At 56.3% G+C, this 20589-nt stretch carries 22 protein-coding genes; 4 read left to right on the top strand and 18 right to left on the bottom strand.

Annotated features, from left to right (window positions below):
* Positions 1–1428 carry a sodium/proline symporter gene (locus tag NOR51B_RS09240; protein ID WP_009020480.1) on the top strand — a complete coding sequence of 476 codons (1428 nt, stop codon included), beginning with the start codon at positions 1–3 and terminating at the stop codon, positions 1426–1428.
* Here NOR51B_RS09240 and NOR51B_RS09235 read toward each other — a convergent pair.
* Positions 1380–2144 (bottom strand): hypothetical protein, encoded by a 765-nt coding sequence (locus tag NOR51B_RS09235; protein ID WP_050759451.1) that lies wholly within the window; start codon positions 2142–2144, stop codon positions 1380–1382. The genes NOR51B_RS09240 and NOR51B_RS09235 overlap by 49 nt on opposite strands.
* A gap of 166 nt (positions 2145–2310) precedes the next feature.
* Here NOR51B_RS09235 and NOR51B_RS09230 point away from each other — a divergent pair, with 166 nt between their 5' ends.
* A complete protein-coding gene (locus NOR51B_RS09230) occupies positions 2311–2850 on the top strand; it encodes a DUF6702 family protein (RefSeq protein WP_154647652.1) in 540 nt (179 codons plus the stop codon).
* A 174-nt stretch (positions 2851–3024) separates the two neighbouring features.
* Here NOR51B_RS09230 and soxB read toward each other — a convergent pair whose 3' ends face one another.
* The 7 genes from soxB to soxC are packed head-to-tail and all read right to left on the bottom strand — an operon-like array spanning position 3025 to position 9400.
* The gene (gene soxB, locus NOR51B_RS09225; protein WP_009019974.1) at positions 3025–4737 is read right to left on the bottom strand and encodes a thiosulfohydrolase SoxB; all 1713 of its coding nucleotides are present in this window, start codon (positions 4735–4737) and stop codon (positions 3025–3027) included.
* Positions 4738–4767: 30 nt separating this feature from the next.
* Entirely contained in the window at positions 4768–5367 is a 600-nt protein-coding gene (gene soxX, locus NOR51B_RS09220; protein ID WP_009019335.1) for a sulfur oxidation c-type cytochrome SoxX, read from the bottom strand.
* Between the two features lie 5 nt (positions 5368–5372).
* Positions 5373–6173, bottom strand: a complete 801-nt coding sequence (gene soxA / locus NOR51B_RS09215) for a sulfur oxidation c-type cytochrome SoxA (protein ID WP_009021488.1) — start codon at positions 6171–6173, stop codon at positions 5373–5375.
* A 34-nt stretch (positions 6174–6207) separates the two neighbouring features.
* Positions 6208–6519: a thiosulfate oxidation carrier complex protein SoxZ gene (gene soxZ / locus NOR51B_RS09210; RefSeq protein ID WP_009020010.1), complete on the bottom strand. Its 312-nt coding sequence runs from the start codon at positions 6517–6519 to the stop codon at positions 6208–6210.
* 12 nt (positions 6520–6531) lie between these two features.
* A complete protein-coding gene (gene soxY / locus NOR51B_RS09205) occupies positions 6532–7002 on the bottom strand; it encodes a thiosulfate oxidation carrier protein SoxY (RefSeq protein WP_009021627.1) in 471 nt (156 codons plus the stop codon).
* A gap of 30 nt (positions 7003–7032) precedes the next feature.
* A complete protein-coding gene (locus NOR51B_RS09200; RefSeq protein WP_040481982.1) occupies positions 7033–8073 on the bottom strand; it encodes a c-type cytochrome in 1041 nt (346 codons plus the stop codon).
* Positions 8057–9400 carry a sulfite dehydrogenase gene (gene soxC / locus NOR51B_RS09195; RefSeq protein ID WP_230198436.1) on the bottom strand — a complete coding sequence of 448 codons (1344 nt, stop codon included), beginning with the start codon at positions 9398–9400 and terminating at the stop codon, positions 8057–8059. The genes NOR51B_RS09200 and soxC overlap by 17 nt, the downstream gene beginning before the upstream one ends.
* A 204-nt stretch (positions 9401–9604) precedes the next feature.
* Here soxC and NOR51B_RS09190 point away from each other — a divergent pair, with 204 nt between their 5' ends.
* Positions 9605–10045, top strand: coding sequence for a DsrE family protein (locus NOR51B_RS09190; RefSeq protein WP_009018920.1), 441 nt, complete (start codon positions 9605–9607; stop codon positions 10043–10045).
* The gene (locus NOR51B_RS09185; RefSeq protein ID WP_050759450.1) at positions 10042–10419 is read left to right on the top strand and encodes a thioredoxin fold domain-containing protein; all 378 of its coding nucleotides are present in this window, start codon (positions 10042–10044) and stop codon (positions 10417–10419) included. Before NOR51B_RS09190 ends, NOR51B_RS09185 begins: the two co-directional genes overlap by 4 nt.
* 244 nt (positions 10420–10663) lie before the next feature.
* On the opposite strand, the gene NOR51B_RS09180 is transcribed toward NOR51B_RS09185, so the two are convergent.
* From NOR51B_RS09180 to rpsA, 10 genes are all read right to left on the bottom strand, one after another.
* Positions 10664–11617 (bottom strand): hypothetical protein, encoded by a 954-nt coding sequence (locus NOR51B_RS09180; RefSeq protein WP_009019007.1) that lies wholly within the window; start codon positions 11615–11617, stop codon positions 10664–10666.
* Between the two features lie 22 nt (positions 11618–11639).
* A complete protein-coding gene (locus NOR51B_RS09175) occupies positions 11640–13670 on the bottom strand; it encodes a polysaccharide biosynthesis protein (RefSeq protein ID WP_009019544.1) in 2031 nt (676 codons plus the stop codon).
* Between the two features lie 67 nt (positions 13671–13737).
* On the bottom strand, positions 13738–14712 hold the full coding sequence (locus NOR51B_RS09170) for an MraY family glycosyltransferase (RefSeq protein WP_009021205.1): 975 nt from the start codon (positions 14710–14712) through the stop codon (positions 13738–13740).
* The gene (locus NOR51B_RS09165) at positions 14712–15641 is read right to left on the bottom strand and encodes an NAD-dependent epimerase/dehydratase family protein (RefSeq protein WP_009020738.1); all 930 of its coding nucleotides are present in this window, start codon (positions 15639–15641) and stop codon (positions 14712–14714) included. The genes NOR51B_RS09170 and NOR51B_RS09165 overlap by 1 nt, the downstream gene beginning before the upstream one ends.
* 24 nt (positions 15642–15665) lie before the next feature.
* Positions 15666–15968: a ComEA family DNA-binding protein gene (locus NOR51B_RS09160; protein WP_009020693.1), complete on the bottom strand. Its 303-nt coding sequence runs from the start codon at positions 15966–15968 to the stop codon at positions 15666–15668.
* Between the two features lie 100 nt (positions 15969–16068).
* A complete protein-coding gene (gene pyrF, locus NOR51B_RS09155; RefSeq protein WP_009019469.1) occupies positions 16069–16791 on the bottom strand; it encodes an orotidine-5'-phosphate decarboxylase in 723 nt (240 codons plus the stop codon).
* The gene (lapB, locus tag NOR51B_RS09150; RefSeq protein WP_009019377.1) at positions 16784–18001 is read right to left on the bottom strand and encodes a lipopolysaccharide assembly protein LapB; all 1218 of its coding nucleotides are present in this window, start codon (positions 17999–18001) and stop codon (positions 16784–16786) included. The genes pyrF and lapB overlap by 8 nt, the downstream gene beginning before the upstream one ends.
* Positions 17994–18299, bottom strand: coding sequence for a LapA family protein (locus NOR51B_RS09145; RefSeq protein ID WP_009018951.1), 306 nt, complete (start codon positions 18297–18299; stop codon positions 17994–17996). The genes lapB and NOR51B_RS09145 overlap by 8 nt, the downstream gene beginning before the upstream one ends.
* 2 nt (positions 18300–18301) lie before the next feature.
* Entirely contained in the window at positions 18302–18598 is a 297-nt protein-coding gene (locus tag NOR51B_RS09140; protein WP_040481981.1) for an integration host factor subunit beta, read from the bottom strand.
* 231 nt (positions 18599–18829) lie between these two features.
* Positions 18830–20503: a 30S ribosomal protein S1 gene (gene rpsA / locus NOR51B_RS09135; protein ID WP_009020257.1), complete on the bottom strand. Its 1674-nt coding sequence runs from the start codon at positions 20501–20503 to the stop codon at positions 18830–18832.
* Positions 20504–20589: the final 86 nt, after the last annotated feature.

Below are 20589 nucleotides of genomic sequence, written 5' to 3'. Positions count from 1 at the left end.
ATGACTGTTTTTTCGTTTCTGGTTTTTCTGGGGCTTTTTACACTCATCGGACTGAGTTCAGCGGCGAAAAGCCGCGGCAATAAAGCCGACTACTACGTCGCCAGCGCAACCATTAAGCCATGGCTGATCGGCATGTCTGCCTTTGCCACGCAAAGCAGCGGCTATATGTTTATCGGGGTGATCGGATTTACCTACACCACTGGCCTCGCTGCGTTTTGGTTGATGGTGGGATGGCTGCTCGGGGATTTCATTGCCTCCACGCGTATTCATCGGCGGCTCCGGGAAGCCGCTGAACGGACTGGTGAGGTCAGTTACGCGGGGGTGCTCAGCCACTGGTACGGGCAGAATTACACGACGCTGCAGCGTGTTATTGGCATCATTTCATTGATTTTTCTGACCACATACGCCTCCGCCCAGTTACTGGCCGGTGGCAAGGCGCTTCATGTCCTGCTGCAGTGGCCGGATTGGTCCGGCGCGGTCGCGGGTGCTGTCATGGTCGCTGCCTATACCATGGCTGGCGGTATCCGTGCGTCAATATGGACCGACGCTGCCCAGGCGACGGTAATGCTCTTTGCGATGGGCCTGCTTCTTTTTATAGGAACCCGGGAAGCCGGCGGTATCGGCGCGGTAGCCGATTCGTTGCAGCAGATTGAGGGGTACACCGACTGGATTCCACCGAGTCTCGCAATCCCCGGGCTTGCGGGCCTGCTGCTGTTTATTCTTGGCTGGATGTTCGGTGGCGCCTCGGTCATCGGACAGCCGCAGGTCATGGTGCGATTTATTGCCCTCGACGACGCCAAAAACATGAACACCACGCGGGTCTGGTACTACGTCTGGTTCGGTGTTTTTTATCTGCTCGCCACCGGGGTCGGTATGTTGTCCCGAATCTACCTGAGCGGTGCTGATTTTGATGCGGAACTGGCACTGCCGACCATGGCGATGGAGCTCCTGCACCCGGTATTCGTGGGTCTGGTTCTCGCCGGTGTCTTCGCCGCTACCATGTCGACCGCCGATTCAGTGGTGCTCAGCTGCTCTGCCGCGGTCACCCACGATATTCTACCGTTTACCGAAGAACGCTTGTGGGTGCTTAAAGCGACGACCATCACGATTATCCTGTGCGCGCTTGGCTTTGCGCTTTTTAATTCCGGGAGCGTTTTCAGCCTCGTCATCTTTTCATGGGCCGCACTCGCCAGCGCGTTCGCCCCGCTCCTCATTGCCCATTGCTTTGGCGTAAAGACCTCGCAAAGAGCATCCATTCTCGCGTTATTCAGCGGGCTCGCGGCCGCCCTCGGCTGGCGACTGGCGGGCCAACACGACTGGCTCTACGAAGGTACTATTGGCATCCTGGTCGGCTGCCTGGTCCTGTTTATCGCTGGACGTCAGCCGCAGGAATCAGCCGCACCCAGCGTTGCCAACGTTTCCGGCTGACGGACGGCGGTCTCAAGGGCACCCAGGGTTTCGCTATCGCCGGCCAGGGATTGGCAGAGGTTCGCCAGATACAGGGGGCCATCGTAGTACTTACGGTAAACCGCGAGGGCGCTGGTATCACTCGTATGGCAAGCCATTAACAGGTCCGGACTGATCGCACCCGCCTCCGGTAAAAGGTCAAAGTCGACAAGATTGTGCAGCGCTTTGAGCAACTTCGGACCAATCATTTGTGGTGCCAGGTGATCTGCATCAGCGCGGCGCACAATCGATGTCGCCGCGTAAATCAAAAAATCCAGCACCGGTGAATCACTTCGAAACAGACAAAAGGCATTGTGCGGTTGCCGATGGATTGCCCACCGACCCGCCGTGTTGTGTTGGAGCCAATGCTCCTGGCCAAAAGCCGTATGGAACCGGTCTTCGATCTGCCAACGAGGATTCAGCACCAGGGTGTCCGCGTCCGCCCAGATCACGCGGTAAACGCCCGACTCCAACAGGCGCTGAATATGCAGAAGGCGGGCCAGATCGGCCGCCATTGGCAGTCGCTCAGCCGTCTTTTGTCGGAACCAGCCCGGCAGGATATCGAACAGCTCGTCACCGATGAGCAGGCGCTCGTAACCCACGGCGTTGCACCACTCATTGACCGATGTCAGACAGCCCGTCACCCACTCTGGCGGCTCCGCGGGTGCCGACTGTAAAACCAGTGTTGCTAGCTCCATATCGTCCCTCTCAGCCCTGCATCCCATCACTGTTTTCAGGCCACCAAACTCCCTCAATAACCGTCCTTAAACTGCCATATTTCTGTCATACAGGTGTCACAAACCGGCGTTACAGTGCGCGAATCCAATCCTCTTTGCCGCTCTTGTGGCGACCTGTGGACACACTATGAAACAGTATGGCTTACGTCACCTAACCGCTCTACCGAGTCTGATGATGATCAGCTTGCTGGTGATGCTGTCGCCTCGGCTTTTCGCGGCGGAGCAGCGAGTCACCTGGACCGATGTTGTTTGGGTGGAGGGGCATTACGAGATCGTGCATCGCATCGCGATCAGCGACGCCGAGGAGCTGCTTACGGCGATGCAAGTAACAGTCGACGTCGAATCGAGTGAGGCATTGACGCTTATGGCGCTCTATGTCGAAGCCGGCTTCAAAGCCACCGCAGGAGACACTCCCGTGGCCATCGAGACGTACAGCGCGGAAATCGACGACCATTTCGTCTATGTCAGCCAGGGACTGCTCGGGGCCAATCTCGATACCGTGCCTCGTTTCGACAATCAGCTGTTGAACCATCTTCCTGTTGAAGTCGCCAATATCATCAGTATTGATGTACCCGGGCTATCGAAAACCTTCGTTGCCGATCAAGCATCGACGCGCCAATCCTCACCAGAGCCGCAGCCGGAACCAACAGTCCGCTGGTCGATCTAAAGCTTAACCGGCGGGTATGTCGCCCTGCTCACCGGTAACTGACACAAGCGATCCACCAAAATCTAAAGCGGTGAACGACGCGTTGTGACATTCGGATGCCGACCAACGGGGAGGACAGCGGCAACACTGCGCCGACATACCCGACGCACCATCTCCCCACCCAAACTCGGTTAATCAGGCCGCCGAGATACCCTTATTGTCGGAAATCCCTTTGATGACGGGTTGATTGGGAGTAACCGGCGGAAGTGTCTGTTGGGAGCGCAAATATCGGGCGCATACGTCCCAAATCGGCTCACCATCGGCATTGGGATCCATCGATGCCCAACCTGCGACGCGATAACGCCCACCTGGCGTCAATGGCTTTCCACCGAGCTCCATATCGTTGATGCGCTTGCCCGCATCAGCCATGGGATCGATCGAATATTTCAGGCCGCCCACGCGCACCATGTCACCACCCTGCTGATAGTAGGGGTCGGGATTGAAGAGATTATCCGCAACGTCCTCAAGGATGGCCTTGATCTCAGCGCCCGAACGCTCAGCCAGCGTGGTCGCCGGGTAGGTGATAGCCACCTGCGCCATGAGGTCCTCCATGGTGATGGTATCGCCGGGGAGCAACGTGGTGCCCCATCGGAAACCAGGAGATAGCGCGATATCGGCATCAAGCTCGGTCATCAACGCATCGACGATCACCTGATCGAAGCTGCCATTAAAATTGCCCCGCCGGTAAAGCAGCCCATCGGTAGTTCCCAGCACTTCACTCAGCTGTTCTTCGTAGGGCGCTCGACTCGATGCAATCAATGCTGACATATCGTGATCCGCGGGCAGCAAATCACTGAATACAGGCAACAAACGGTACTCCCATCCACGGATCTTTTTGTCCCTAACATCAAAGTCCAGAACGCCAACAAATTTGCCATTGGAACCCGCATTGGTGACCAGTGTCATGCCGCCGGCATTTTCAACCTCGATCGCTTTGGGAATACCATCATGGGTGTGCCCACCGAGAATGGCATCGAGCCCCACCACACGGGACGCGAGCTTCAAATCAACATCCGCACCGTTGTGCGAGAGCAACACGACGACCTCGGCACCGTCTGCGCGAACCGATTCAATCTTGCGCTGGAGTTCGCGCTCCTGAATACCGAACGTCCAGCCACTGGTCAGATAGCCGGGGTTGGCAATCGGGGTATAAGGAAAGGCCTGCCCGATAATAGCGACAGGTACTCCATTGATCTCGCGCAGGGTATGCCCCTCGAATACGGGGTCACCAAAGTCGGCATCACTGACATTGTGGGCTACAAAATCCATCTGGCCGGCCAGGTCATTCTCAATAATTTCGGTTACGCGATCGGCGCCCAGAGTAAACTCCCAGTGCCCGGTCATGACATCGACACCGAGCAACTTACTGGCATCCACCATGTCCTGTCCCCGACTCCACAACGCGGTCGCTGACCCCTGCCACAGGTCGCCCCCATCCAGTAGGAGTGCGCCCGGGCGATTGGCCTTGAGACGCTTCACCAGCGTCGCCAGATGCGCAAACCCCCCTACTTTTCCGAAGTGCTCAGCACCACCGACAAAATCGAGATAGGTAAAAGCGTGTGCTTCACGACTGCCAGCCGCAATCCCGAATTGCGATAACAGCGCTTCACCGACCAAATGCGGCGGTCGGTTTCGAGCGGCATGAATGCCAATATTGACACTGGGCTCGCGGTAGTGGATGGGGTTCAACTGGCCATGGATATCCGTGGTATGGAGCAGATGTACGTTTCCGAATCGCGGAACATCGTAGGCGTTGCCTGCTGAAGCCGAAGCCCTACCGAGCGTGGGTAAGGCCAGACCAGCAGCGGCCCCCAGCATCAGCATTTTATTAAATTCACGACGCTGCACAGTCACCTCTCTGTTTTTCTCAGGTAGTGCTTATTCTTCGACAGGACGATTCACCGGCGAATCCGGGTCCATTAAATAAGCCATAACATCCTTGATCTGCTGCTCGGTCAGAATGCCCTGGGCACCAAACCGGGGCATGTGGGAACACACGTTGTAAGCATGGGTGTCCCAGATTTTGGTCCAGGTATAACGCAGCATCACGTCAGACTGGCCTCGAGCACCGTAGTTGGTCAGCGACGGGCCAATGGTGCCGTACGCCACTTCCCGGGGATCGAGCTGATGGCAGGCATAACAATTTCCGCCGTTGGGTTGCGAAGGGTCATCGCTGTATTGGAGCCCTCTGCCATTGTTGGCAACGTCGTGGCCCTGACGCCAATCACCCACAAACACGCCATCTGCTGGCATGGCTATCGCGGCCAGCCGGCTCTCGCGAATCGCCGCCGCTGTGGAGTAATTCGCCTCATCACGTGGCTTGCTGCAATACGCCTGCAATGAATCCTGGGTTAAGCGATCCATCGATACCGAATTCTTAGCTCGCATGGATTGGGAGAGTACGTCATAAGTCTGGTCCGCCACCGCCATGATTGGCACGAGCGTAACCGCCAGCAGACCTGCCCACTTTATTTTCATAATAGTCACCGCTTGAGTCCGGGAGCCGACATTGGCGCGCCCGCCGCATTCACCGCAAGATACATCTGCAACGCTACACTGGCCTCAGAACCCATGATCAATTCAGGCAGGCGCTGCTGACGAAAACAGTCGCGCATTCGCCATCCCATGGTGCGCACCACCCCCTCAGAAATACGATAAGCGGGCCAGCTCGCGTAGGCCGACGCGGCGTCCTCGTGTTTTGCAAGATTACCCAGTGCCTGTAGTCGAATACGCGCGCCGTCCTGCCCATGGCAGGTAGCACAGGAGAAATCATGGGGTCCTGCACGGTAGTAGAACAGCTGTTCCCCCAAGTCATACATGGCCCGCTCCTGCGGCTGATCCTGCCCCGGTGCAATCGGCACACCGGAGGACTGATCCGCGATCCACGCCGCCAGTGCCTCGATCTCTGTACCCATATCGCCGCGCAAGGAGTAGGGCTTGGCATGAACGTCCTCCGGATCACGACCCTGCAGCTCGACCATGCAGTGGACCAGTCGAGACTCCAGATCCATCACCTGATCGGTGTCCGCAAAGTACCGCGGCAGCTGAGCGTAGGCGCCCGCCACCACACCAGGGCCCAGGCCGAGGTCACAGGTCTCCAACGATACCTGCTTGGGACCCAACTCCTGCAACCAGAATTCCTCGCCCTCCTCGATGACAAATATGGCGGGGTTATCGTCCCCCATCATCTCGCGGTACTCGTCAAAGACACCGCCATCGGCGACCGCCGAGGCTATCGGGACGACTACTGCCAGCGCCGCAATCAGTACTTTTCTAGTTGTCATAACGACCTCTTGGGAGTTTTGGCGTGGGCATTCACTACCGGATCTTGGTGCTGCCTGAGCCCGTTTCGCCCTTGTTGTCGATATAACTCACCGACACCTCGTCGCCGGACTCTCCACCTTTGAAGCGGAAGCCGAGGAACGGATTCTGCGACACCGCGGCCCCCCACTGTGCACTCATCACTACCTTTTCGCCATGCTTACCAGCGACCTCGGTAATAAAATGTGCCGGTATTGGCTCCCCCGCTGCATCCTTGCGCATTCCGGTTTCCATGGGGTGGCGCATCAACGCTTTCACTTCGGTGTACTCACCCTGCTTTTGTGCTCGAATTCTAATTCTTCCCGCCATTATCTCTCTCCTTTAACCGCCGCAACCACCGAGGGTGACCTTGGTTTCTCTTGTTGTCATATACAGCTTGCCATCTGCTTCCACCAGACCGTAGAGCAGGCAGGTCTGGGCCACTTTCACCCGCGTCTGGACACTCGCTTCGGTGCCCTCGGGAATATCGAAGATGGCAGCCAGTGGATTGGGATTTTTTTCGACCATAACGAAAATGCGTGACGTATTGGGTATCGAGCTGGTCACCGTTACCGGCACAACCGCTCCGTTTTCAGCGATATTGGGGGTTTCCAATACAATATCGCTGCTCTCAACAGGCTGCATTCCAAGTTCAGCCAGTGTTGCCTCGACAGTCGTCGCCTGGAAGGCCCCCTCTGGCCGGACCATCGATGCCAATAACTTGATGGGAGCGATGGCCAACGCGGCAAAGGCCGCACCGGCGCGCAGGAATTGCCTCCGCCCAATGGGTCCAAAAGTTTCAGTTTGATTCATGACATTTCCTCGTTTAACGCTTTCAATGTGTTATCTGGCCACAAGCCAGTCGGTAATTTCATCCACGGCCTCGGGTGCCAGTTGCGGCATTGGAGGCATCGCAATGCTTCCCCAAACCCCGGAACCCCCCTGACGAATTTTGGATGCCAGGTAATCGGCAGCATCGGGCTGCCCGGCGTACTTTTCGGCTATCGCTGCGAATGATGGCCCGACCAACTTACTGTCAAGACGATGGCAACCTAAACAACCGTTACTTTGCAAGGCAGCCTCCGGAACTGCTCGATCCGCCGTGACCGGATCAACATCGACATCAACCGGCGCATTTTCCGGTGCCGTCTGAATTCCGGGGAAAGGTCCGTAATCGCGCATTTGATCCTTCAAGTTACCATGCGCATTCATGGCGTAATCGGGAATTGAGGAGGTTACTTCGAGTGGCACGACACAGTTGGACGTGCAATCACTACCCATGACATCGGTCTCACCATCCACCGACCACAATCCGTGATCCGTAGTCACGCCGTTTCGGTTGGGCATGATGGCCTGGACGTCCTCGATATTCTCATCACTGAGGCTGAAATCGTAGTCCACCACGTACGCGAGCTGAAGCAGATAAGCGACCAGCGCATAGACCTCATCGGGCGCCAGCGACTTGGGGGCGTTCCAGGGCATCGCCCGATAAATGTAATCCCATAAGGTCGAAACCGTACTGACCTTCATCAGGGTGGTTCTGACTACACCGGGATCCGTCAACGAAGCCACCCGGCCGGTCTCTATGTCTTCGGCAGTGATATTGCCCAGCACAAGCGGCGAAAAGATCTCATTCGAGTCGCCAAAATCGCCGTGGCAAACCGCACATTTCTCCAGCCAGATCGACTCACCCTCTTCGACTGAGCCCTGACCGGGAGGTAATCCCTGAAAATCAGGGCGTACATCGATATCCCACGCTTTGATTTCATTGGGGGTTGCCTCACGACCGATACCGGCAATGGCATCCACATCGGTGCTCCCCGCCATAGCCCCACAAGCGACGAGTGCCGAAGACAACGCCATTGCTTTAACCCAGTTGGACATTTTCCACCTCCCCGGAAGGCATGACTCGCCAGGTCTGAATGGCATTGTTGTGATAGATCGATCGGGTACCTCGCACTGCCTTCAATTCAGGTTTGGACGGTTGTATGTATCCGGTGCTATCGGTTACTCGACTTTGCAATAACGCTGCCTCGCCGTTCCAGGTCCAGTCAAAATTGAATCGCGTCAGTGCCTTGGGCAGCACCGGCCCTTCGAGCCGCGCGGTTTGCCAATGACGTCCGCCATCGGTTGACACTTCTACTTTGGTCACTGTTCCCCGGCCACTCCACGCCAGTCCCGAGACGTTGTAGTAACCCTGGTTCATCAAACGCTGGCCACCCGAGGGGCTGGTGATCACCGACTTGGCTTCCTGGATGGAGGTGTATTGGCGCAACTGGCCATCGGGCATCAGATCGACGTAATGGATAGTTTCATCTTTGGTGGCATAGGGCGCATCGCCAACCTCGATGCGGCGCAGCCACTTTACCCAGGAGACACCCTGAGCACCGGGAACCACCAATCGCAGGGGATATCCCTGCTCGGGGCGGAGCATTTCTCCATTCATACCGTAGGCAACCATGGCATCGTCGAGGGCGTTTTCAATGTTAATCGTGCGGGTCATACTGGATCCGTCTGCTCCCTCAGCGAGCAACACTGTAGCCCGCTTGAGGTCGAAGCCTGCGCGCTCGAGCAGTAGCGATAGCGGCACACCGGTAAATTCCGAGCAGGACAACATACCGTGGGTGTACTGCACCGTAGGAACTGCGGAGTTCCCCCACTCCAGAGCGGTATTGGCTCCACATTCAATAAAATGCATGCGGGAAACACTGGGCATGCGCATCAGGTCTTCCATGGTAAACACCATGGGCGTGTCCACGAGACCGTTAATCATCAAGCGGTGTTGGCGCGGATCGATGTCTACCCAACCCTGATGGTGCCGCTCAAAGTGCAGGCCGCTGGGGGTGATCATTCCAAATGTACTTTGTAGAGGCGTAAATGAAACGCTGGCCTCGTCGGTCTGGGTGAGACCCGGACTTTGTCGACGAATCGTGGCGCTTTCAAAGCGCGAGGGCTGACCGTAGGGGTTGGTTAAGACTGGGTTGCCGAGTCGGGTGGACCAGGGTGCGGGCTCAACAATCGCGGGATCATCGGGTCTGGCGGTCGCCTGTGCCGCTACAGCGGCAAGCGCACCGGCAAGAGCGCCGCGTAACAGCCCTCGGCGAGTACTATTGACGCCATTGGCGGACACGTCTGCAATCAAATCCCGGTCAAGAAAGGATTCCGGTGCGGGGCGAATATGTCCCATGCTGAACTTATTGTCTGTCGACACCTGCCACTCCTTTTTATCCTGTTTGCCGCAAGATCCTGTTCCCATTAAACGGCATCTGGCTTTATATTACAAATAGATATATGTTTATAACATAAAGGTTTTTATAACAAATCAGTCCAATGCGCCCCGCTTTTTTCGTCGATGGGGCGGTACGGGTTAGGTAAGCTGGGCTTCTGCCGAATAGCGACACCGAGGAGAATCGAGATGGCCCCAGGAAACCGACTACTGCTGCGCCTGATGAATCCACTGCTACTCACCCTACTGCTAGTGGCGGCAATACCTGCGTCCGCTGAAAAGCCAGGCGTTGCCGTACACCTTGATGAGCTTGAGCACATGAACCGGGCACTGCGACAGATTGAAAGACAGCGAGAGGCAGCGCCCGGGCTGCCGATTCACGTCATCATGGTGGCGGGTGCGGTTCACGCCCTGATCGACGGTAGCAAGGACGAGAACGGCGGACTTTTCAGCGCGCAACTCGAACAATTGCTGGCACAGGATATTCGGCTATTCGCGTGTCTCAATACACTGGACGCCTTCAACAAAACCGAAGATGACCTCAGCCTCGGGGTGGAGACGGTCCGATCAGGGGTAGCAGCACTTACCGACCGGCAACTCAACGATGGCTTTGCCTACATCAAGTTATGAAATCTCATCTGGGAATCTTGCCAATCCTCACCCTGGTCCTGATGGCCATCGACGCCCACTCCAGCGAAGCGCAGCTACTGCTGGTCTTTTCGGAACAGTGCGGCGCTTGCCAGAAGTTTGAATCCGAAGTCGGCCCGATTTATGGAAAGACGGCACTCGCTGAGGCCATGCCGCTGACGAAAATTACTATTGAGGAATGGCGTGAGGGACATCATAACCTGCCGTACGAAGAGCTTGGCCCTGTTTTCGGTACGCCGACCTTTATCCAGATCATCGATGGCAAGGAAGTAGACCGGATTACAGGCTACACCAACGATGAGCTGTTCTGGCTCGGCGTGGCGCGTATGGAGAACCGCCTGGGACACTCACCGTAGTTCCTGCAACCAATAATACCTAAAGCTGCGGTCAACGCCTGTGAGGCAGAAAAAACTTATTCCTCAAGTCTTCACCAATGACGCGCCTATAGCAGGGACTAAGTAAATCACTTCCTCCCAGCGCGATTGCAAAAAGCCCCTTTTGTGTAGGCCGCCAAAAGTGATTGATCGCTGGCCCGAGGCCTTGCAGCCTGCTCATCGCTAACGCCAATACGTCGATGGTCCGGAACAGCCAATCGGGCAATCAGCGGTATTGCGCGCGCAAGGCATCGACGAAGCGATTTAAATCCGCCTCGGCCAGGTGGTTGATTCCGGCTGCCGCCGAGCGCCCGCCCCCGGTATCAAATTGACGACAGACTTCATCGGCACCCTGTCGATTATTCAAAGGCGCACGAACGCTAACCAGAAACCCACCCGGCCGATGGGTGAGCACCGCATGGGCGCGACCCGGGCAGAGATTGGCCAGGTGATTGCCATAGACACCACTCACTCGCCGCGACCAGGGCTCATCGGGAAGTTCAATGACAGCGATCGCCTGATCTTCAACCGTTCTTGTCGACGATTCAGCACTGGCCATATCCGCTTCGTAACCCCCCTGAAGCGTCTCAAAAAGCGCAGCATCTTGAGCAAGAAAATCATCAGGAGATGGGTGTGGCAGAAGGCGCTTAAACAGTTCGCCGGGATCAAAATGCAGATCGCTAACTGTAGCTCCGTACCCGTTGTAATTCAGAAGCACGCCCAGTTCGCGCCAGGCATTGAGGTCTACCGGCTTCTCAATAGTTTTCGCAAGTTTGTTCGCGGTCGCATTGAGATTGTCACCGAAGCAACCGACGACGGCCCACGGCGCCCGGGCGCCCTTGAGTGAGCCGTTGATCAAGGCACTGGTACTCACCTCAGGTGCGGTATTGATCAGCGCCCTAAGATTGGGGTGTTCGGGTATTTCACCGGGATAATGGTGGTCACAGTAAAACACTTCTGCGCCCACCTCGAGAATCTCAATCAGTGCGGCTCTATTTTTATCCAGTGATATATCAAGCACGGTGATTTGGTCACCGGTCGTCGCGGAGACGTGTTGCAGTAGCGCTATATCACGCTTAACGCCAGTAACGAGTGTTGCATCACGGGGATCGACCTGTCGCAACTGCAGCAGCGCACAGATGCCATCGGCATCACCATTAAACACGTCATAGGCAGTCACGGCAGGTGTACTCGCGCTCGATTTATACGGTGGGGATAGAGGCTTTACCCTGAACCGGGAATTCAGTCACTGTGCTTGGCTCCGACGGGCGGCGGACCCGTTTACCGGCGCGGCCACGCTTCACCCACACGTAATCGTACCGAGGTTCATGTCCGGAAAAGCCGTCGACGCGGAGCTTGAGTATCTCGGTGATTCGGCCACACTCCATCATACTGCAGGCTTCCAGCAGCTCATCGACAGACTGCTTGAGACTATCGTAAGACAGCGAGTCCTCTTCGGCGCGCATGATCATTGGGTGACCCGTACCCGAGACCGAGGTACCCAGTAGCAGCTCTTCATGGAGCTTTTCACCGGGGCGGAGACCAATAAATTCGATATCAATATGCTCCGATGCCGTGAGTTCAGTGCCCAAATCGTACCCGCTCAGCCTGATCATTCGTTTGGCGAGATCGACGATTCGGACCGGCTCTCCCATATCAAGCACAAAAACATCGCCACCCGTGCCCATCGCCGACGCCTGAAGTACCAGTTGCGCCGCCTCCCGAATACTCATGAAATAACGGGAAACCTCGGGGTGGGTCACCGTCAGCGGCCCACCCTTTTCGATCTGCTGGCGAAACAGGGGGACGACCGAACCTGAGGAACCCAGCACATTACCAAACCGGACAATGCAGAAACGCGTCGGCAGGTCCGTCTGCGCCAGGGCCTGTAAAACCAATTCAGCGAACCGCTTCGAGGCCCCCATCACATTGGTGGGGCGCACGGCTTTATCGGTCGAAACCAGCACAAAAGTTTCTACACCCGCACTGGCGGCTGCCTTCGCAGCGCACCAGGTACCGTGAACGTTGTTGGCTACACCTTCGGAGATGTTGTACTCGACGAGGGGTACATGCTTGTAGGCCGCGGCGTGATAAACCGTCTCCACGGCAAAGGTGCGATAAATCGATTCGAGCCGCTTTTCGTCTCGAACCGAGCCCAGCAGAGTCACTACGGGGAAGCGATAATCGCAACGCTGGTTCAACTCCCGGATCTCACGTTCGATCGTGTAAAGCGCGTATTCAGAACTGTCGAGCAATATCAATTCCCGGGGAGAGGATTCGGCGATCTGGCGGCACAATTCCGAGCCAATACTGCCACCCGCTCCGGTAACCATGACGACTTTATTGGTAATGCAGCGATCGATGAGTTCCGGTTGCGGGGGCACCGCTTCTCTACCGAGTAAATCATCAAGATCCACGTCCTGAATCTGATTGACACTGGCACGACCTGCAACCAGTTCGGAAATCTTTGGCACGGTCCGCACATGAACCGGCATCCCCACCAGCGAATTGATGATTTCCCGGCGTCGCTCCGGGGTGGCCGAGGGTATTGCGAGTAACACCTGCGCCACGTCATGTTCAATGATCACGTCCTCGAGATCTTTGTGCCCGATCACGGGGCGACCGTTAATCACTGACGTGTGCAAGCGCACGTCGTCATCCACAAACGCCACCACGCGATAGTCGGTACCGTGGTTCAAGGCATGCAATAACTGCCTTCCCGACTCACCTGCGCCGTAAACCACCACATTACGCGCCCCCTGACGGGCGCTGCTCTGGTGCCAGGCGCGGGTTACAAGACGAATGCCCCCCATCGTGAAAAAGAGCAATAACCAGAAAACAAAGGGCGTGGTGCGGGCAACGTCTACCCGGGTGACGAGCATCATCGCGCTGAGAACCAATGCCGAATAGGTTGTAGACCACACAAGGTCCCACACCGCCTGCTGACCCATATAGCGTATCAGCGCGCGGTAGAGGCCCTGGCGCACGAAAATAATGCCGCTGGCGACCAGCAAGCCAAGACCAACCACGACCTCAAGCTCGGTCGTCGGCAAGCTGGGCCGACCGGCACCAATGCCCACGGCGCCAGCGAGCGATGCGAGTACAGCAAGCAAATCACAGAGCAACAGAAAGCTCAGGCGAACCCCATAACGGAGCTGGCGGTCTTCGTGTCGACCGACGCCACGCAAGCGTCCACTGGAACGGGAAATACGCGACCTGAAATTATCGACCATAAATGTCTGTCACCCGTTCCTTGGTTGAACTGTGCGCTAACAATGGCGCTCTCAGTGACCCTTAAGTCTACGTCGATCGCCGGGTATAGGCCAGCAACACAAGGCTTGGGACAGTCGCTAAAATTACCAAAAAAGGTGCCCATTCAGGCTTGATAACCGCGACAACAGCGCAAGGGAATTGAAAACACAAGTGCATTAACTGCAAACCGATATTGACCAACAACGGTGAATCTGTGCGCCGGGCGAGGCGTTGGTAAGCATGGTCCGCATGTGCAATATGCGGCATCAAACCCTGAGATAAACGCAGGAATAACGTTGCAGTGGCATCGACCAGAAAAGGCATCATCAGAATGACCCATGCCAAACCCAGCACAAGATTCTCCTCGAACGCCTTGAGGCCGAGAACGCCGAGTAGGAAGCCGATGGCTATCGAGCCGGCATCACCCATAAACATTCGTGCCGGCGGCCAGTTGAAACACAAAAAAGCAGCCAGCGCCGAGGCGAGTACTGCGCTGGCTGCCGCTAAATCAGTGGCTGCGACAGGCCCAAAGAATGCGAGCAACCCCATACCAATAGCCACATTGAGCGCCTGCAAGGTCGCAAACCCGTCCAAGCCATCCATAAAGTTGAAAAGATTGATGACCCACACCAGGGCGACGACCACAAAAACACTCATCCACCCCATGACCAAGGGATTAGACTGAACACCTACAGCGGCAACGGCTGCAGCGAAAAACACCAACAGGCGCCAGCACACGGGTAGGTGAAATCGATCGTCAACGAGACCCACAGTGGACAACAGCAGTGCGACCACAATCAGCAACTGCGACTGGGGCCAGGGATGAATTCCCACGGACTCAAGGGCGAGGACACCACCTGTGATACCCATGACAACAGCGAAGCCCGCGCCAACCACAGTGGGGTGGCGGTGCTGACTTCTGGCATTGGGGCTGTCAATCAGACCAAAACGGGGCGCTACCACCCCATAGCCCAACAACAGTATGAGAGTCACCGCAAAAACCGACCCGCAAAGCAGCAGCATTAATACCTTCCCGGCGCCAAAAGTGCTTCGAGCGTATACCGAGGCTGCCAGTCTTCAGGCGAATCCACCGCACCGACCCAATGATCGCTCCCAACAGCCGCCCAGGTCGTGCCGGCGGGTACGCCCCGCAATACATCCCACAAGGGGCAAAACAATCGCCAGCACATCTGAGGTACCGGGATTTGCGCACGGCTGGCGAGGGCACTCCCAATTCGTTTTGACATGTATCGCTCGCCATCAGCGGCCACAATAATCCTGACCGTCGAGGCGCTATCGGCCTGAGTCAGGTCAGCCGCGGGCGACCGAGGTCGATGGGCTAGCAGTGCAAGGAGATCGACGAGGTCAGGACGGGCAATCATCATGCGCGATCCCGCATCAGGGAGTGCAACCGGCAACCAGCGAGTCAGGCGTTGAAGCAGGTCCAGATTCGCCACTAACTGGCGGTCATAGACCAGTGAAGAACGAACGATGGTCAGATCGCAGCCTGAATGGGCGAAGCACTGTATCAACTGACGCTCTGCGTGCCACTTCGATTCGGCATAGGCACTCGCAGGCTTTGGTAAATCATGGGGCGAAGCCGCGGCATCCCCCGAAGTCACAGGGACCACATTCAGACTGCTCAGAAAAATAAAGTGACGACAGTCTGACGCTACCGCACTCTGACCCAGAGCAATGGTCGCATCAACATTGATTCGCCGATAATCGTCAACGGTGCCGCGATTATGAGCCACTCCCGCGCAATGAATGACAGTATCCACACCCGAGAATAGATCGCGATCCAAGGTGGCGGTCAACAAATCGAGGGGGCGGTGTTCGATGTTCTCCGCTATCGATACTCGACCCGCGGTCACTACCTCTCTGTCCAGCGCAATCAGCCTCTGCAAAAGCGCTTTACCGATGTAACCCGAGGCACCCGTCAGCATTATCATCGGGGCGCCTCGACTGTTATTGGCTTAATCGAGAACGATAATCTGTCGATTCTTGTCCACCGTGGACTCGCCAATTCCATTGACCTCAGACAACTCATCGATATGCTCGAAGGGACCATTGGCCTCGCGATACTCAACGATTTTCACAGCCTTGCTCATACCAATGCCCTTCAGGGCATCTGACAGCTGTTCTGCCGTCGCGGTATTGATATTGACAGGCAAATCCTCGGCCAAGCTGAAATCGGCGGCCAACAGTAACGCCAATGCCAGAAACAACGAGCCGACGAGGCGCGAAAAGTGATGGGGTAGAACGGGTAAAGATTGCATAGTGATTTCTCCAATTAGGATAGCGGTTGAGCACACAGGGCTCAGGGGCAACCTTAGAGAAACGACTGGCGCTGGAGCAGATCACGGGGCGCTTTTGCTACTAGCCGATCGCTATCGATGCCAGGACGCTGTCTACGACCTGCGCCGGATCGCGAGCGCCGGTGATCGAGCGCCCCATGACAAGGTGCGATGCTCCGGCATCGATAGCATTTCGAGGGGAGACCACCCGCCGCTGGTCATCGGCATCATCTCCCGGTAAACGAATCCCCGGAGTCACGCGAAGAAACTCGGGTGGCGTACACTCAGACAACAGCCCCGCCTCCTCAGCAGAGCAGACAACACCGTCAAGACCACAGGTTGCGGTCAGCTGGGCGAGGTGCCGGACACAATCCGCGGGAGATCGAGTAATACCCAGTTCCGCGAGATCCTCCGGCCCCATGCTGGTCAATACCGTTACCGCCACCAGCAACGGTGGGTGCTGGTAGTGCGTAAGCGCATCACGGGCAGCACGCATCATCCGCGCTCCTCCGGACGCATGCACATTGACCATCCAAACACCAAGCTCTGCTGCAGCAGCCACGGCTCCGGCGACGGTATTGGGAATATCGTGAAACTTGAGATCAAGAAAAACGCCAAACCCAAGTGATTGCAGTTGGGTGACCAGGGCAGGCCCGGCGCGGGTAAACAGCTGCTTACCCACCTTTACACGAACCAGCCGTGGATCGAGTCGCCGCGCCATAGCAAGCGCCGCATCAGGCTCCGGGTAGTCCAGCGCCACAATCAGCGGCGATTGACCCGTGCCGGGCAAATCGGTTTCAAGCATGAACAAATTCTCCCAGCGCGCCCTGTTCTTTTATGGTTCCCCAGTGCTTGCAACCGGGACAATACCAATGCAACTGCTGAGCTTTAAAACCACAGTGCTGGCATCGATACAGTGAACGGGCACTCACCAGACGCTGAATAATATCCACCTCCAGCGCCTCATCGGTACCCGCCTCATCGGCGTCGTGCAGTGACATCAGCATCGCCAGACCGCGCAATGTGGGCTTCTCCCGCAAGCTTTCGCGCAGGAACTGCTTGGCACTCTCCGGTGATTCGGTATCGCTTAACTCCTGGGCAATGGCCAACACCAGCATTGTCGAAGGCCGCGCCCTGAAGCAGGATTCAAGATAGTTGCGAAACTGTGGCCGCTTGTCGATGGCGCTATAACAGGCTCTTAGCGCGGGAACCGTTTCGGGAACAAAATCAGCATCCTGATCCTGAACCGACTTCAGCAACTTCAATGAGCGGGAAAAATTACTGGTCCTGAACTCGATGTCCGCGAGCATCATCGATGCCCGAACGCAATCGCCATCGTATTTCAACGCCTGATCGAGTAACTTCCTGGCCGCTGATAAATCGCCCATCTCCTGCGGGCTCTCTGCCTGCTCACAGCAGAAGTGCGCAAGAATAAGGTTCACCGGCTGGCCCACTTCATCAGCCTCCACCGCCGGTTGCGTGAGCAGCGTCTTTTTGGGAAGCAATGCTTCGGCAACCTCTCGCGCCGAGTCCCAATCACTCTGGGCTTCATAAATCTCTATGAGATGTCGCTGAGCTACCCGTCGGTGATTGCCCGACTCACTGACCAGATCGAGGAGAAGCCGCTCCGCACGATCGAACAAACCGGCGGAAATATAGTCCCGTGCGAGCTCGAGATGAGCCAGATGGAGCTGCGCAGCAGGAAGGCTGGGACGTGCCAGCAAATTCTGGTGTATGCGGATGGCGCGCTCCACCTCACCGCGCCTACGCAATACGTTACCCAGCGCGATGTGGGTATCAAAGGTCTCTGAATTGACCTCGAGTGCTCGGGTAAAAGCGTCGATGGCATTATCCTGACTGCCGTCCAGTAGAAAGTTGAGGCCACGATAATACTGGGACGGCAGCGACGCGCGCCATAGCGATCGGGGGGCCACACCGGGAATTCCGCCACGTCCCAGCAACCAACCCAGACCTACAGCAACAAAAAATAGTCCCAGCAACGCGGGGTCACTCACCCTCGGTAATCCCCACCCTGCGCAAACTGTCGAGCTCCCGGGTCAACTGTGCTTTTTGTCGCGTCAGCCGGCTGAGTCGTGCGCGCTGAGCGAGCAGCAATCCGCTGGCACCCAGGATACCCATCACCACGCCAATGAGGAGGCTGAGTAGCAGCCACAGGGATATCGTGCGTGGACCAAGTTGAACAAATAACAGATCCAGCGGCACCGTCTGCGTATTTTGCAGCGAGAAAAGTCCGCCCGCGGCAACAGCACAGAGGACCAAGATAAAGGTAACCAGCAAACGCAACACACCCACGCTCAGAACCCCGCCTTGAGCGAGCGATTGACGCGCTCACGCAATTCCTTACCGGGCTTGAAGTGCGGCACGTATTTGCCGCTCAACTCAACGGTATCGCCGGTCTTTGGATTGCGACCTTTGCGCGGCTCTCGATAATGCAGCGAAAAGCTACCAAAGCCCCTGATCTCGATCCGCTCACCGCTCGCCAGCGCTTCCGCCATGTGATCAATAATCAACTTCACGGAGAGTTCCACATCTTTGGGACTCAGTTGCGTCTGGCGTGACGCAATTAGCTCTATCAACTCGCTACGGGTCATGATTGTTTGTTTTCAGACGCGGGACCTTCATTCTCTAACGGCTGTAAAACAAACGCAAGTCATTCATTTAAATGGATATTTTGGGGCAAAAATAGCTTTACCGGGCGTGCATGTCGATGCTGGCCGACTCGGGCGCCTGACAGCAGCCCACTCAACAAGTGCGACGCTCTGAACCCGTCCTCGGGCAAAAAAAAGGCCCGCATCAGCGGGCCTCAGAGGAAAAACGTCGAATCACTTGTTTTCCATTTGCGCCTTGATCAGATCGCCAATGGTACCGGGTGAGGACACTTCATCCTGCTGCTTCAGCGACTGGACCGCTTCTTTCTCATCGTCCATGTCCTTCGCTTTGATCGACAGACCGAGCGCGCGAGTCTTCCGGTCGACACTGATGATCTTCGCTTCGACAGAGTCACCCACATTCAATACCGAACGTGCGTCTTCAACGCGTTCACGGGCCAGATCAGACACCTTGAGGTAACCGTCCACCTCATCCGACAGCTTGATCAACGCGCCGCGCCCATCGACCTCGGTAACCGTACCGACGACAATCGAACCGCGGTCGTTATCGGTGAGGTAGAGCGTGAATGCGTCTTCCTCAAGCTGCTTAACGCCCAGCGAAATCCGCTCGCGCTCTGGATCAATGGAAAGAATAACGGTCTCGATTTCGTCACCCTTCTTGTAGTTTCGGACCGCTTCTTCGCCGACTTCGTTCCAGCTGATATCACTCAGGTGAACGAGGCCATCAATATTGCCTTCGAGGCCAATGAAAATACCGAAGTCTGTAATCGACTTGATGGTGCCGGAAATTCGATCACCTTTACTGTGCTCTGACGCAAACGCATCCCATGGGTTCTGGGTGCACTGCTTGATACCCAGAGAAATGCGACGTCGCTCCTCATCGATATCGAGCACCATGACCTCGACTTCATCACCCAGCTGGACGATTTTCGAGGGGTGCACATTTTTGTTGGTCCAATCCATCTCTGAGACGTGGACCAGACCTTCGACACCTTCCTCGATTTCGGCAAAGCAACCGTAATCGGTCAGGTTGGTGACGCGCGCCTTGACACGGCTGCCTTCCGGATAGCGGTTGGTGATTTCAACCCATGGATCTTCACCCAACTGCTTGAGGCCCAGTGATACGCGATTGCGCTCGCGATCAAATTTCAGAATTTTAACGTCGAGTTCCTGGCCAACTTCGACAATCTCGCTAGGATGCTTGATGCGCTTCCACGCCATATCGGTGATGTGCAGCAGACCGTCGACACCGCCGAGGTCAACAAAAGCACCGTAATCGGTGAGGTTCTTGACCACACCCTTGACGGCCATACCTTCCTGCAGGCTCTCCAGCAACTCTTCGCGCTCCGCGCTGTTAGCCGCTTCCATAACTGCGCGTCGCGATACCACGACGTTGTTGCGCTTCTGGTCGAGCTTGATCACCTTGAATTCAAGGTCTTTGTTTTCGAGATGTGCCGTTTCCCGAATCGGGCGCACATCAATGAGCGAACCGGGGAGGAACGCACGAATCGAATCGATATCAACGGTAAAGCCACCTTTGACCTTGCCATTGATAATACCCGTGACCACTTCGTCAGCGGCGTGAGCAGCTTCCAGTCGCTTCCAGGCTTCGGCACGCTTGGCCTTTTCCCGGGACAGCTTGGTCTCTCCAAAGCCATCTTCGACGGTCTCGAGAGCAACCTGAACTTCATCACCCACGTTCAGGGTACATTCACCATTGGCGTTGGTGAACTGGTCGAGAGGAATAACGCCCTCTGACTTCAATCCGGCGTGAACCGTGACCCATTCGTTGTCAATATCAATTACGACGCCCGTAACTATCGATCCGGGCTCCATTTCTACGGTTTTGAGGCTTTCCTCAAATAACTCGGCGAAGGATTCGCTCATTAAAAATACCTATTTAAAAGAGGGCTGCGTGCCCATACCGGCTTCCAAACCAACCGGGTCTATTTCAATCAGGCGACGTTCCGCGG

It is taken from the genome of Luminiphilus syltensis NOR5-1B (genome assembly GCF_000158175.1).
Classification (GTDB): Bacteria; Pseudomonadota; Gammaproteobacteria; order Pseudomonadales; family Halieaceae; genus Luminiphilus; species Luminiphilus syltensis.
Note: the sequence above shows the minus strand (reverse complement) of the source record. Positions and strands in the feature narration are given on the sequence as shown.

Coding starts and splice junctions, on each gene's coding strand:
- NOR51B_RS09240 (WP_009020480.1), top strand. CDS start 1: ATGACTGTTTTTTCGTTTCTGGTTTTTCTGGGGCTTTTTACACTCATC.
- NOR51B_RS09235 (WP_050759451.1), bottom strand. CDS start 2,144: ATGGAGCTAGCAACACTGGTTTTACAGTCGGCACCCGCGGAGCCGCCA.
- NOR51B_RS09230 (WP_154647652.1), top strand. CDS start 2,311: ATGAAACAGTATGGCTTACGTCACCTAACCGCTCTACCGAGTCTGATG.
- soxX (WP_009019335.1), bottom strand. CDS start 5,367: ATGAAAATAAAGTGGGCAGGTCTGCTGGCGGTTACGCTCGTGCCAATC.
- soxA (WP_009021488.1), bottom strand. CDS start 6,173: ATGACAACTAGAAAAGTACTGATTGCGGCGCTGGCAGTAGTCGTCCCG.
- soxZ (WP_009020010.1), bottom strand. CDS start 6,519: ATGGCGGGAAGAATTAGAATTCGAGCACAAAAGCAGGGTGAGTACACC.
- soxY (WP_009021627.1), bottom strand. CDS start 7,002: ATGAATCAAACTGAAACTTTTGGACCCATTGGGCGGAGGCAATTCCTG.
- NOR51B_RS09200 (WP_040481982.1), bottom strand. CDS start 8,073: ATGTCCAACTGGGTTAAAGCAATGGCGTTGTCTTCGGCACTCGTCGCT.
- NOR51B_RS09190 (WP_009018920.1), top strand. CDS start 9,605: ATGGCCCCAGGAAACCGACTACTGCTGCGCCTGATGAATCCACTGCTA.
- NOR51B_RS09185 (WP_050759450.1), top strand. CDS start 10,042: ATGAAATCTCATCTGGGAATCTTGCCAATCCTCACCCTGGTCCTGATG.
- NOR51B_RS09175 (WP_009019544.1), bottom strand. CDS start 13,670: ATGGTCGATAATTTCAGGTCGCGTATTTCCCGTTCCAGTGGACGCTTG.
- NOR51B_RS09170 (WP_009021205.1), bottom strand. CDS start 14,712: ATGCTGCTGCTTTGCGGGTCGGTTTTTGCGGTGACTCTCATACTGTTG.
- NOR51B_RS09165 (WP_009020738.1), bottom strand. CDS start 15,641: ATGATAATGCTGACGGGTGCCTCGGGTTACATCGGTAAAGCGCTTTTG.
- NOR51B_RS09160 (WP_009020693.1), bottom strand. CDS start 15,968: ATGCAATCTTTACCCGTTCTACCCCATCACTTTTCGCGCCTCGTCGGC.
- pyrF (WP_009019469.1), bottom strand. CDS start 16,791: ATGCTTGAAACCGATTTGCCCGGCACGGGTCAATCGCCGCTGATTGTG.
- NOR51B_RS09140 (WP_040481981.1), bottom strand. CDS start 18,598: ATGACCCGTAGCGAGTTGATAGAGCTAATTGCGTCACGCCAGACGCAA.
- rpsA (WP_009020257.1), bottom strand. CDS start 20,503: ATGAGCGAATCCTTCGCCGAGTTATTTGAGGAAAGCCTCAAAACCGTA.